Here is a 13,637-nt window from a genome sequence, read left to right on the forward strand (position 1 = left end):
CTCTTTGCTATCTTTCGCACAGTAAGCTTACTGATTTCTTAGCTATTTTGTATTTAGCCTGCTATTTACTTCGTGATCTTCTGTCCCTTGCCGTTTAAGCCTTTGCCCGGAAGGAATTTCTTGTAAGCTTTAAGTACCTTCTTCGGAACTTTTGCTTTTGCCTTGGCATTTACGCCCTTGAAAGCATTCTTGCCAACTGACTTCTTGGTCAGAAGAACTGTCTTGAACTTTATGTTCTTAAGATTCTTGCAACCAAAGAAAGCATTTGCTCCGATCTTATTTATGTTCTTACCGATAGTTATCTTCTTAAGCTTCTTATTGTTTTTGAATGCATTTGCTGCAATCTCAGTGACCTTATATTCCTTGTTATCGATGGTTATAGTGTCCGGAATTGTAGCGCTTGCAACCTTATTGGACTCAGGCTTAGCATATGTAACCGCTTCTTTCCCTTCATCTACTGATGAGATTGTGTAGGAAGCTCCGCCGTTCTCTATGGCTTCGCCTACAGTATGGGCAGGTGCGGGTTCTTCTACCTTTACCGCTTTTTCTTCCTTTTCTACTTTTCCTGTCTCTTCTTTCTTACCTTCTTCCGGTGGTGTGGATGGCTTTTCATCAGGGAAAACAAATGTAGCTTCTCCATAATATGCGTATTTTGCCTTATCTAATTCTTGCCTCTTTGACTCACTTAGACTCTTGGTAATACTAGTCTTAATGCTGCTTGTAGGAAGTGCTGTAATAGTCATATCAACAAACTTATAGGCCGAATCTAAAGTCAAAACAATAGTTATATCCCATGTACCGTTCTTATCCAAATCAACATCTACCTCGGTAAGTGATTTTTCGACAGCATTAACACTTCCCTCCTCAACACACGCTTCATAATAAGCACAAAAGTAACCTATATTTTTTGTATCGTTTGAAAAATAGCTGCCCTTGGATAAATCCATAGTAGGTGCACCTTGATTTAAACTTGGTGTTTCAGAAATCTCAGGAAGCTTTATTGTAATTGCACTATAATAACGAGTTTTGTTGTTATCAAAGCGATCCCTTGACAAAATACTTAGATAAAGCTTTTTCTGGTCTTTGACAGAATTATCAACATAAGGACCAAATATGTAATTTCCGTCAGAATCCCTGTCACAATACATGTCACAGGATTCATCCTTATCCAAATCATATCCTAGCAGAGGTTCATCAACTCCTTCAACATGCGCTTTTTTATTATATATACTACCATCCCATTCTCTTAAAGCCCTTAAAGTGTCATAGACAATGTCTCCCGACAGGGTATCCATCTTCACACTACCTTTTGACAGATCAAGTGTATATTCTCCCATATCGCAAGGAGGCTTAAAACTCGCCTTAACATACCCTTCAAACATAATTGTATGTGCACCTTTGTAAGTACTATTTACTGTTCCGGCCTGCCATACTACGCGGTCTTTATTATGCTCACTATCGATTGTAAAATCGCTCAGGTCTTCTTTAGGCGCATATACTACAACTTCATAGTGATAATAATGCCCTCCTTTAAAAGTATCATTATTTCCAAAATAGAGTGACGACCCTTGCTCAATCCAGCTTTCCTGAAAAGTAATCGTATTTTTGGCATCCAAATAATGCGTATATTTTACGATTCCGACATCACCCATTTTATTGCCTTCAACAGGCTGATTAATTTGAAGAGTTATCTTTTTTTCTTTCACCGATACAACAGGGGTGAAATCTTCAGCCGCCTTCGCCTTGATCCCCGAAACCGGCAGCGCCGAAATAAAAAGTGCCACAGCCATAATTAAAGGCATAATGTTTTTAAATAATCTCTTTGTCTTCATTAAAATTTCTCCCTTTCCAAAACATAAAGTATGAACACAAAAAACACACCCCAAGTAAACTTAGGATGTGTCATATACTAAGTAGATGCGAAACCGTATTTGACTATTACTCTGCCTTCGTAGTCCAGTCTCCAGTTTCATATTTTGTATCCCTCAAAGAAAATCGTTTCCCATACCCATGACGCTGTCTGGATTTGCAGAAAAGAAACCACCAATAGTATTATACACGAAATCCTTGAGGGTTTGCCTACGAATTATGAATAAGTCAGTTCATATTTCGTACTTGACTTATGCGAATTTTTATCTTTTGAATCAGAATTCTTCATCTAATATCTGAAATATCAATCCATCACCGGTTCAGCTCTCTGAATACTGTAGGAATCAAGCGCCATGTCCCAATACTTCTCAGGAATCTTCCCCCACTGGGCAAAGCCTTCTGCCTTTTCGCAAAGTTCGAAAGCCTTCTTCAGGATCTTGCCCTGAGAGACATCGCCACCGAGGATTATGGATCTTGTGACCTGATACCAGGCGGGTGCGTGCTTCCACAATTTTTCCTCGTCCATCTCTCTTATGACCTCTTCCACCTCATAGGGGAGCGATATGAACTCAGGCTCCCATCTTTCGTCATTTCCGTGAAGCATCATGAACTGGGCCTTTCCGCCGCACCTGAAGGACAGGCCTACGGAGCCGGGATTTATTACGCGCTTTCCGTTTCTTACATACTGCATCTGAATATGAAAATGGGCGCAGATTGTAAGCTCGTTCTCAAGCTTTTCCGTAAGTTCTTCAATATAATCGTTGCCTTCCCTCATGCTCTCTGTGGCACTGAAGGGTGAGCCGTGGCATATGGTAAAAGGCGGCATCCCTTCTCGCTCTATCACCATGGAAATCGGCATCTTTTCAAACTCATCTATCTGACTGTCCGTGATCCTGTCAAAGCCGTACCTGAGCATTCCTGTGTTTGAGGTCCCCGGCTTCCACTCCCACTCGTCATGATCTGCCTGTCGGTAATCTATCCAGTAATCCTCCTTATTCCCCCTGATAAATGTGCAGGGAACTTCAGAACGAAGCTTTTCAAGGTACTTAAGTGTTTTCTGAGGATAGGCGAGATCTCCGACGTAATCTCCAAGAAAAAGGAACTCATCAGCTCCAAGCCTTTGTGCCTGCCTGACACACTTTTCAAGTGCTATATGATTGCTGTGAATATCAGCCATTACCGCTATCTTCATACCATTTCCTCCTGACTTTATCATCTGAAAAGAATTATAAAGTTTGCCCCAAGGGCGAGGTCAAGACTTAGAAACACCCTCCGGAGAATTTCCGAAGGGTGCGAAAAATCATACGACAATATCACAGCGCAGCTTCACAGATAACTTCATTAATTTTGCGATACTCCTCCATCATAGCCTCGTGATTAGCCTTGATGTAATCGGCATCACCTTCCTTGGCCGCTTTTTCCAGAGCAAAGGCCTTCTCTGCAAGCTCCTGCATTCCGATTGCACGAAGATTACCCTTAAGTGCATGGATCAGAATGTCATAATCATGCCAGTTTTCACTCTCATAATAAGACTTAAAATTGCTGCTCTTCGATTCATAATCACTTGTGAAAACAGAGAGCACTTCAAAGAAGGTGTCGGGATCACCTGCACAATAGGCAAGGCCTGTCTCGGTGTCCATACCTGCCTCCTTCAGTCTTTCTATATCATAGACAGGTGCATCATCATCGAATACTATCGGCTTATATTCAGGCTTCTCGGGCTGCTTGTTTTTTTCAGTATTCACCGTTACAGCTTCGGTTTCGCGCACATGTTCATATGCGGTTTTCGGAAGATACTTTTTAAGCTGCTCCACAAGATTTTTGAGCTCTATGGGCTTGGACAGATAATCATCAAAGCCCTCCCTCAAATAGTTTTCCTTAGCTCCCACAACCGCATTGGCAGTTAGGACTATCATCTTCGTCCCGGTAGGAATGAGGCTGCATTCCTCAAGTTCATGCAAAGTCTCGATTCCATCCATACCCGGCATCATATGATCAAGGAAAACAATGTCATAAGACTTCTTCCCCATGAGGTTTATTGCCTCTCTTCCGGAAGCCACTGCATCAGGAAAAATATTGCACAGCTTCAGAAGGCTCTTGGCAACCATGAGGTTCAGGTTATTGTCGTCCACCACAAGGACCCGGGCGCCAGGCGCGCTTATCAGGTCCTCGTTCGTGCGCTCTTTTTTCCTGTTCTCCAGATTCTTTGCAAAATCGCCTATAGGCGTTCTGTCCACAATTCCCTGTTCAATAACAAAATAGAAATTTGAGCCTTCGCCATAGGTACTTTGAACGCAGATCCTACTGCCCATGAGATTCAGAAGGTTTGTAACGATGGACATTCCAAGGCCCGTTCCCTCGATGTTTCGGTTTTTCTTTTCATCAAATCTCTGGAACGAAAGGCTGAGTCTGTCTATATCTTCAGGCTTGATACCAATACCGGTATCCCGCACGGAGACGTAGAGCTTCAACTTGTCACCGTCAATAATAACATTTTTCATGGTGAGCCAGACAGATCCGGTCTCAGTATACTTCACGGCATTAGTAAGAAGATTAACTATAACCTGCTTAAGGCGCACGTCATCACCGAAAAGCTTGCAGGGAATGCTCTCGTCTATCTCCGGAATGAGCTCCAATCCCTTTGTCTCCGCTCTTCTCTTGATGGAATTTATCAGATCTAGAATGAATGATGATGTATCATAATTTACAGGAATTATATCCATCTTACCGTCCTCGATCTTTGAAAAATCCAGGATGGTATTGATAAGCGCAAGCAGAATATTTCCGGCAGAATCAATGTTATTGGCATATTCAAGAGTCTGTTCATCCTTCGAGGTGCGGAGGATCATCTCGTTCATACCAAGCACTGCATTGATAGGCGTTCTTATCTCATGAGACATCTGTGCAAGGAACTGACTCTTTGCCTTGTTAGCCTCATTCGCAGCTGTCTCTTTTTGCTTGAGCACCTGGGCCTCATACTCATGGCGCATATCCGCGCTTCGCATATCCTCCATCTTTCTGGCATTCAGCTGTTCATTCTTATAACCCAGATAGTAGAAGAAGGAAATCAGCAGGAAAATCAGCAGTGACACAACTATATTCACTGCCAGCTGTCCGTTGGATTCCGCAAAGAGCTCGTTATCACTTATGGCAATCACCACATACCACTGATTTATGACGGAATCTATGAAAAGAGTACAATCACGGTTCTCCAATCTTGCTTTCACAGAGCTGTTGCAGTTTTCGGTAATAGTTTCTATGAGTCCGGTTCCGTATATATCCTCTATATTGCTGCCGTTTAAGGAGCGATCGGGGTGGGCTATTATCATCCCGTCTTTGTTTACAACGAACCCGAAGCCCTTGCCGCCGATATTGATATCCTCGGTAACCTTCTGAACATGATTGACGACAAGATCCAGTGCAACGACATCGCGTTTTTCATAATTTCCGGGTTCATCTCTGTTATCAATCAGTTTACAAATGGTTATAACAAGCGATCCCGTCTGCATATCAACATAGGGATTAACAATGATGGTGTTGCCGTTCGCATCCACCGCATTCTTATACCAGTCACGCACTTCCACGTCGTAATCCGCAGGCGGAACCCATCCGGAGCCGTCCAAATACTCTCCGTTCACATAGGCGTAGAGACCGGTGAAGTTCTCATCAAACTGCTCAGACTGATTCTTTGTCTGATCCGTGATGTAATCAAGGACATTTTGCTGTGAAGAGCCTGTTTCCAGCATGATATCTACCGTATCCGCCGTAACCCATAGAATCGACCTCGCAACACCTATATAATTCTCGAGTTCTTCCGAGGTGGAATAAACCCTGTTCTGCCCGTTTTCTATTACACCCGTAACAGCCACTTTGTAAAACAGCCTTGATGTATAAATAACGGAAATGATCATCAGCGACAACGTGATCACAATAGTCAGCACAAAGTTGAAGCGTCCGCGCTTTATAGCAGCATCTTCGGGCATATTGCGCTCTATGGCCTTATAGCGCATGGCTGTCATCGTGATTATCATCATTATGAAAAGTACAAGAACAATTGAAATGACAAAGAGAGTAATTGCGATATTTTTATAGTTTCCGGGATCCGATGCCCCTTTAGGCAGAGCATTTTTCATCATAACACCGACAGAGTAGCCACCGACACCGCCGAAGAAGATAATTACTGCTATCGTTGCCTGCAAGAGAATTGTAAACCGAGTCTCCTGAACGCTTCTCTCAGGCTTTACACAGCCCCTCTGGGCATATTCCTTGTCAGTGGCAGGCGCCAGAAGGAGCAATGATCCACACTCAAGGAAGCTGAATACATAATAGGGATCTACCGGTGCCCAGCTCCAATCGTAACATGAGGAGGTCCACATGCCATATTCGAATAGTATAAAAAGAGCCAAAACAACATGGAAATACGGGAAAGCTACATTCTCCGCCCTGTGCATGAAATAATGCAGAATCACCTGCAGACATATGCACGCGATACCGGTAGCCAGGACTCCCTCCCAGATATTGTTGAAGATTCCGCCGTACTGAATATATATGAAAAACTGCCAGATATTGAGCGGAATCGGAAGCAGCATCAGAAGATTAAAGGACCCTTTTACATAATCCGGCCTCATTTTAATTGCCATGAGCACCATAACAAGATAGCCTACATTCCAGCCGAAGTAAGCCATCAGAGCCGAGACATCAGGGTCCTCACCGATTACGAGAAAATATGTGGTCCAATAATAATCGCTGAGAAGATGTGTCAGGAAAAAGATGGAAATGTAAAGCCACCCACGAAGCGGCGTCTTGACGTATTTAAAAAGCGAATACAACGTCCCGAAAATAACGACCAGCAGGGTGCATACGTTTTCAATGATATCGATGCCCATAACACAGGTTCCTCTATAAGAAAAAAAGGTACAATTTAACCTTTATGCATCTATTTTACTATGGTATTTCATCCAAAAATCTTAAATAAACATAAAAAATCACAGACCCGTTTGATTGGATCTGTGATTTGTCTATGTTTCTTATAATTCAGGCATGAAGCTCTATGGCTTTGTGCCAAAACTATATGATCATTCTTTGGATGTCATAAACTTCTCTTTGATCTGAGGGCCTGCAACCTGGATAAGAATTACAAGGATAAGGATTATTCCCTTGATTGCGTTGTTAATGAGTGAATCCATCTTAAGAGCGATGATGATTTTGTCGATTACGGTGTAGGAAAGTGATCCGAAAAGAACACCGATCATTTTTCCCTTACCGCCTGACATTGCAATGCCTCCGAGCACTACTGCTGCGATTGCATACATCTCATAGCTGTTACCTGTTGTTGCGGGATCAGATGAACCGTTCATGCAGATCCAGAGGAAAGCTGCTGCACCGATCATAACTCCCATGATCACGAAGGACATCATTTTCATGAGTCTTACGTTGATACCGCTCATGAATGCACCCTTTTCGCTGGAACCAACGGCATAGATCTTTTTACCGAACTTAGTATCGTTTGTGATGTACACGAAAAGTGCAGTGAAAAGGATAAGCACGATTCCCACAATAGGAAGTGTTGCAAGCTTGCCGTTACCAAAGCCGTACATTGAATCGTAGCCCGCAAGGCCGGAGGTCATCTTGTATACTGAGCTTCCTCCGCCGATAAGCTTCTTTGAAATGTGCTGGCAAAAATACTGTGCAAAGGATCTGTAGATAAGCATGGTTGCAAGAGTTACGATAAAGGAAGGCATTTTCACAACACCGACCAGTATTCCATTGATGAGTCCGAGAAGCGCACCCATTACCAGGGAAAAGATGAGGGTTGCTGCGATGTTGCCATTTGTCATATTAAAAATGACTACCGAAAAACCGCTGACGAAAGCCAGTGTTGAGCCGGCTGACAGATCTATCTCTCCCGTGAGGCACACAAGGCCCATGCCAAGTGCTACTATTCCGATAACTGCTGAGTGACGGAAAATATTCATGGTCGCACTCCAGGTAAAGCCGCTGCTGGTCAGAGCGTAAACCAGAAAAATTATGAAAAATACAAATATGAAGCTGTAGCCTCGCCATATTTTTCCTATCATATTTGTTTTTGACTTGTTGTTCATTTCACTGTTACCTCGTTATCGTTTTTCTTTGCTCCGGTTTCCGTAAGTCCTGTGGACATCATCATCACTGTGTGCTCTTCTATCTCCTCGTGACTAAGAGTCCCTGCTATTTGTCCCTCATAGAAAATCAGACATTTGTCCGCTACCTTCTGAAGCTCAGGTATTTCGAGCGTGTTTACAAGTACTGTCTTGCCCTCATTTGCAAGAGACAGGATCAGCTTGTATATCTCTTCCTTTGCGCCGACGTCTATACCCTGAGTCGGGTTGTCGAACAAAAGGATATTAGCATCTGTGTTAAGCCATCTTGCTATGAACACCTTCTGCTGATTACCGCCACTCAGCGATACAATAGGCGAATTCCCCGATTCCGCCTTGATGTTAAGCTGCTTCTGGTAGCGGTTGTATTTCTCTGTTTCAGCCTTTTTATTTATGTGGAATTTTCCTGCGGACAGCGTCTGCTCTGCAAGATACATATTCTCCACAAGGCTCATATCCGGTATTACCGATGTTTCTTTTCTGTTTGCGGGAAGAAGTCCTACTCCCGCTTTCATAGCTTTGTGAACGCTACCGCTTTTTACAGGCTTTCCGTTTATCTCCAAAGTTCCCTCTATTGGCGCTGTTATTCCGAAAAGACACTGTAAAAGTTCACTGCTGCCGCACCCCTGAAGTCCGGTCAGCCCTATAATCTCCCCTTTTTTTACCTCAAAAGAAATGTTTTTAAAGCCCTTACCCGACAGGTTTTCGAGCTTCAAAACCGTATCTCCGGTCTTTCTCTTTTCGTAGCTTCCTGCCTCCTCGGCGTGACCAACCATAAGCTTTGTCACCTCCGGAGGAGTAGTGTCCGCGATCTTACCGCTTCCAATCAGTTCTCCGTTTCTGAAAACGGTATAAGAGTCGCAGTAGGCAAAAATCTCAGGCATCTTGTGTGAAATGAAGATGAAGGATATTCCTTTATTTTTCAGGTCCTTTACCATACCGAAAAGGTGCTCAACCTCATCATTGTTAAGTGAGGTGGTGGGCTCATCAAGTATGAGGAGCTTTGCCCCTGTAAGAAGAGCCTTACTGATCTCAAGAAGCTGCTTGTCTCCTGTCCTTAGGTCGGACACCATAGCCTTCGGATCCATTTTTATTCCCAGTCTCTCAAAGAGCTCCTCGGACTGTCTGATCATTTCTTTTTTATTCAGTTTTCCAAAAGCTCCGGTGATCTCTCTGTTTATGAAAACATTTTCAAAAACTCGAAGATCGTTAAAGAGATTAAGTTCCTGGTGAACGAAGGCTATTCCAAGCTGTTCACTTTTTCTTACTGTGATGTTCTTAAGGTCCTGCCCGTCAAATCTGATGCTGCCGCCGTCACACGGTATTGTTCCGGTAAGTACGTTCATAAGTGTGGATTTTCCTGCACCGTTCTCACCGAGAAGGGCATGAATCTCACCCTTCTCAACTGTAAGATCCACGCCCTTTAATACCGGCACACCACTGAAGGACTTTCGTATACCTTTCATTTCAAGAAGTGCCATGATTTTTACCTATCCTACATTTGTGTTTATTGACCCCTCATCCGGCAGCTTCGCTGCCACCTGTCTTCGCTCCGCTTCGGTCCGCGCTGAACCGACGTCCCCCGGACGTCGAGCGCCCCCCAAGGGGAAGGCTTTAATTGAATCCTACGAAGTCAGCTACGTTGTCAGAAGTTACGTTCTGGCACTCGATTACGTGGTCCTGAGTAACCTCTTTGCCATCAAGTGAATCAACCATATCCTGGATTGCTGTCTGGATCATGCTGGGGCTGTATGTTACAGACATGATGCCGCCAAGCTTCTCTGTGATATCTGTGTAGTCCTCACCGCGAAGAACGCCGTAAAGCTCATCAAGACCGCCGCAGCCTGTGATAACGGGCTGGTTTCCAAGGAAAGCTTCCTTAGCTGCATCGTCGATTCCGCCACCCTTAAGTGCCTCAAGGATACCCATTGCAAGTTCATCATCCTCAGCGTAGAACCACTTGATATCTGTGTTTGAAGAATCACCCATAAGTGTCTCGAAAGCAGCCTTGGTATCGGAACGGCTCCAGTTCATAGCGCCTGAATATGTGATGTTTGCATCAATCTGATCCTGTGTCCACTTTGCATCATCAGCGATCTTCTGTCCGTCGAATTCGATCTCGCCGAGAAGATACTCTGTGAATCCCTGGTCACGAAGAGTTGTAACTGAAGAAGTGTCGCCCTCGTAAACATATACCTTTTCACCGGGCTTCATTCCAAGTGATACGAAGTATGCTGCAGAACCTGCGCCGATACCTTCGTTGTCACCCTTAACGTTTGAAACTGCGCTTGATGCAACGCCGTCGATGATTCTGTCAAATGCTACGTAAGGAATTCCTGCATCTACAAGTTCCTGGATAGCTGACTGTACTGTGTCATCGATAGGCTGAACAACTACTGTGATGTCCTTCTCGCCCTTAGCGATGATGTCCTCGATCTGTGTGATCTGGTAAGCAGCGTCCTCACAGGTGATAACCTCTGCTGAGTACTTTCCGCCACCGTTCACTTCTGCAACCTTCTCCTTTGCAAATGTTGCAACGGAACCTGTCCAGCCGTGATCCTCGGGTGCTGTAAGAACATAGATGTGTGATGCGCCTTCAGCTGCAGCTGCCTCTGTGCTCTGTGCTGTATCTGCTGATTCTGATGTAGACTCTGCAGATGAGCCGCCGCATGCTGTAAGTGATAATGCCATAACACCTGCAAGAAGTCCTGCTAATAGTTTCTTTTTCATTTTGATAATCCTCCCTAAAGTGAAAAAAATTATGCTCGTCACAAGTGCTGTGCACATGTGCGTGTTTCATTTGATGTACATATGATATCGCGGGGAGGAGGGTGCCCGCTTTTCCCTCTATTGAATATAGCCGCCCTTTTATTGCAAAAGTTTGAAGGCATAAAAAAAGCATGCAACAGAAGTCAAATATCCGTTGCATGCATATGAGGGGGAAGGCTTTTTATTTGAGGTATAGTCTCACCTTCCCGCAAATACCTGTCGGGTCTGTGGTTTCATGATTAAAGTCAAAAGGTGCAGAGGGGTAGTTTCTCTGGTCTCTGGCGGGTGTTGTTGCAACCTCGCAGAGAATCTCGTTTTCACCCTCCTTCAGAAGTTCACCGATGCTTACCGTGTAGGGCGGAGTGAGCCTTACTTCAGACTCCTTTCCGTTTACAAAAAGCTTAACCACATCATAAACCTGTTCCATCTCAAGGTAAGCTTCCTTTACAGGACGGCCTATGGTGACATTTTTCCTATATCGAAGGACACCTGCGAAATCCGGGTGCGCATCGCTATAGGGCTCCAGATCTCTGTAGGTCTCTTCCTCCGAAAAAGTGGGATAATCTTTTGCTTTTGTTGCAGAGACCTTCCACTCGTGGGAGATATCTTCTATCTTATCCGCAGCGCGAAGTCTTCCGGAAAGTGAGCAATAGGGCTTTAGCCCCTCTCCGTCCTCTTCTATTAATAGACAGCTCTCTCCTGCAGGTACTTCGATCCTTACTCTGCCATCTGCCATCCTGCTAAGCGCCCATTTTTTCTGTCTGAAGGCGTCGACATATACTGCACTTCCCTCGAACGGAAGATTTATCACACCGTTAAAATCTTCCTCGGGAGACTCGTTCATAAGCATAATAATCTGCTTACCTTCTTTTTCATAATGGTAGAGTGTGAGCTCCGAAAACTCCTCATCAAGGAAAGGCTTGCTCCAGTCGTTGCACTCAAGCTCTCCCGACACTTCATCAAGGCTGACCATGCTGAAAAGCTTCTTCCATTCCTCTTTCGCAGGCGCTTTTCTCACTTCATCCATAAGCATGGACTTCGGGTAGCCGCCGACAAAGTAAACGGGGAAGGTAGGATTTTCCTTCTTAAACTCATAGAGCCTCTCGGGGAGATACTCCGCATATGGCACAAGAAGCACATCAAAGGTCTCACCGTTAATGCAAATTTTGTTTCCGTCCGCATAGCCGTTGTAGGCCTTGAGATCACACAACATATCGAGGCATACGATGTCGAACTCTATCTGATTCGTTGTGAGCGCGCGGCACACTCTCTGCATCGGCATGCATGATCCGCTCCAGTCGCCCTCGCCGTCATAGAGCACAGCTATTCTCGCCTTGTGGACACCGCCGTTTAAGAGGTCGCACATTCTGTTTGCATACTTCATGAGTTCTGCAAAATATGGGAATTCCGGGTTGTTTCCACCTGCATAGAAATGTGGCGGGCAGTCGAAATCCGGATACTGTGCCATGGAAAATGCATGCGGAACAAGATGATTGATACCTCTCACAAGAAGGTGATCAAGAAGTCTCTTCTGATCGCGCACTCCGAAGTTCCATCCGTAGGCTCCGAAAAGCTCACACATAGTGCGGCCTTTTTTCTTCGGATCAAGGTGACCCGCTGAGGCACCCATTTTTCCTAAGGCATAATGATAGAACTCGCCATCGAGAACAAGCGGTCCCATGCCCTTTCTCTCCTGAACCGGCGCGCCGAATACCACCTGGCCTCCGATTACGTCAATACCTGCCATGTCCTGGCCGCTGATTGCGCGGAACCAGTGGGCATCTCCCAGGCCAAGTCTTGAATGAACTCCGTTGTCCTCAACCACGTGTCCGATATATTCGACCCCATGCTCATGGCACCATCTGCCGATGGGCTCTGAAAAGTTTTTCTGATAAAGTCTGGAAACACAATCCATGTAGTCATAGCGGATCTGAGGCTCGTCCTTTTTCTCCTCACCCTCTGCAAAGAGGAAGGCAAGAAGTCTCTGATAGTCTTCTCCGCAGCGCTCCTTTAGCATCTGTGCAAGCTCATCGCTCCAGGGAAGCTGCATACCGGGCTTACCGAGCTTCGTATCATAGCCCTGCTCCATTGTATTGCCAAGCTGCGGTTCATCTGAAAAGAAGCCCGCGATCACATTTCCGAAAAGATCACCGTAGTGCTTATAGTGCTCCTCGTAGACACCCTCTATCTGAGTATGCGCGGAAACGCTGTCTATCATGTTGATGTAGCTCTCGTTACCACCGTCGGTGCAGGTTGTGTAAAGCACATGTATCCTCCACTGTCCCTTGGGGAGAGTGAAGGTTATCTCATCCTGTCCATGGTACTGGCCCATGAGGTTTATCTCTTTTTCATGAAAACGGTTGCCCTCCGCGAAGGGCACAGCCACGATTGAGAGTATCTTATTCTTTTCTCTCTCCGCATCGTTTGCAGGCTGTCCTATCTGCCAGAAGCCTATGGTGGGTTTCATCATGCGGCGGACGTTAAGTGTGCGCGGTCTCACAGAACCGAATACATCGCAGGCAGTACATGCAAGGTACTGCTTTTTCCTTTCGGGATACTTTTCCTCGATAAGTCCGTTGGCATAGCCTGTGGGAAAGTGTTTATCGTCCAGTATCCATATTTTCATGTCACGCTTCTTTGCTTCGTCAATGACAATGTCCATGTCATGCCACCAGCCGGGCCCGCAGAAATCCTTGTGCGGTCTTGCTTCCACGCAGACGGCCTTTATGCCGCATTCGTCTATTTTTTCCATTTCCTTGCGGATGGTGGCTTCGTCCTCGCCGCGCATCCACAGGAAAGGGAAAATGTAGTTATTCATGATTGTTCTCCTTTATATTTTTCCCCTCATCTGGCAGCTTCGCT

Annotated in this window: 7 protein-coding genes; all 7 read right to left on the reverse strand. The window is 45.1% G+C overall.

What is annotated here, in order from left to right; translation table 11 throughout:
• Nucleotides 1–65: 65 nt before the first annotated feature.
• The 7 genes from G596_RS0112070 to G596_RS0112100 all read right to left on the reverse strand — a co-directional run bounded on the left by G596_RS0112070 (nucleotide 66) and on the right by G596_RS0112100 (nucleotide 13,593).
• Entirely contained in the window at nucleotides 66–1,832 is a 1,767-nt protein-coding gene (locus G596_RS0112070) for a leucine-rich repeat protein (protein WP_022762101.1), read from the reverse strand.
• Nucleotides 1,833–2,173: 341 nt separating this feature from the next.
• The gene (locus G596_RS22005) at nucleotides 2,174–3,061 is read right to left on the reverse strand and encodes a metallophosphoesterase family protein (protein WP_022762102.1); all 888 of its coding nucleotides are present in this window, start codon (nucleotides 3,059–3,061) and stop codon (nucleotides 2,174–2,176) included.
• Between the two features lie 121 nt (nucleotides 3,062–3,182).
• Nucleotides 3,183–6,755, reverse strand: a complete 3,573-nt coding sequence (locus tag G596_RS23870; RefSeq protein WP_022762103.1) for a hybrid sensor histidine kinase/response regulator — start codon at nucleotides 6,753–6,755, stop codon at nucleotides 3,183–3,185.
• Nucleotides 6,756–6,944: 189 nt separating this feature from the next.
• The gene (locus G596_RS0112085) at nucleotides 6,945–7,970 is read right to left on the reverse strand and encodes an ABC transporter permease (RefSeq protein ID WP_022762104.1); all 1,026 of its coding nucleotides are present in this window, start codon (nucleotides 7,968–7,970) and stop codon (nucleotides 6,945–6,947) included.
• On the reverse strand, nucleotides 7,967–9,487 hold the full coding sequence (locus G596_RS0112090; protein ID WP_022762105.1) for a sugar ABC transporter ATP-binding protein: 1,521 nt from the start codon (nucleotides 9,485–9,487) through the stop codon (nucleotides 7,967–7,969). The genes G596_RS0112085 and G596_RS0112090 overlap by 4 nt, the downstream gene beginning before the upstream one ends.
• Before the next feature lie 133 nt (nucleotides 9,488–9,620).
• Nucleotides 9,621–10,736, reverse strand: a complete 1,116-nt coding sequence (locus G596_RS0112095) for a substrate-binding domain-containing protein (RefSeq protein ID WP_022762106.1) — start codon at nucleotides 10,734–10,736, stop codon at nucleotides 9,621–9,623.
• A 220-nt stretch (nucleotides 10,737–10,956) separates the two neighbouring features.
• Nucleotides 10,957–13,593 (reverse strand): hypothetical protein, encoded by a 2,637-nt coding sequence (locus G596_RS0112100; protein ID WP_022762107.1) that lies wholly within the window; start codon nucleotides 13,591–13,593, stop codon nucleotides 10,957–10,959.
• Nucleotides 13,594–13,637 lie beyond the last annotated feature (44 nt).

It is taken from the genome of Butyrivibrio sp. AD3002 (assembly GCF_000420905.1).
Classification (GTDB): Bacteria; Bacillota; Clostridia; order Lachnospirales; family Lachnospiraceae; genus Butyrivibrio.

Bases quoted from the DNA above. Each gene is read 5' to 3' on its own strand.
- G596_RS22005 (WP_022762102.1), bottom strand. From the start codon at position 3,061: ATGAAGATAGCGGTAATGGCTGATATTCACAGCAATCATATAGCACTT.
- G596_RS0112095 (WP_022762106.1), bottom strand. From the start codon at position 10,736: ATGAAAAAGAAACTATTAGCAGGACTTCTTGCAGGTGTTATGGCATTA.
- G596_RS0112070 (WP_022762101.1), bottom strand. From the start codon at position 1,832: ATGAAGACAAAGAGATTATTTAAAAACATTATGCCTTTAATTATGGCT.
- G596_RS0112100 (WP_022762107.1), bottom strand. From the start codon at position 13,593: ATGAATAACTACATTTTCCCTTTCCTGTGGATGCGCGGCGAGGACGAA.
- G596_RS0112085 (WP_022762104.1), bottom strand. From the start codon at position 7,970: ATGAACAACAAGTCAAAAACAAATATGATAGGAAAAATATGGCGAGGC.
- G596_RS23870 (WP_022762103.1), bottom strand. From the start codon at position 6,755: ATGGGCATCGATATCATTGAAAACGTATGCACCCTGCTGGTCGTTATT.
- G596_RS0112090 (WP_022762105.1), bottom strand. From the start codon at position 9,487: ATGGCACTTCTTGAAATGAAAGGTATACGAAAGTCCTTCAGTGGTGTG.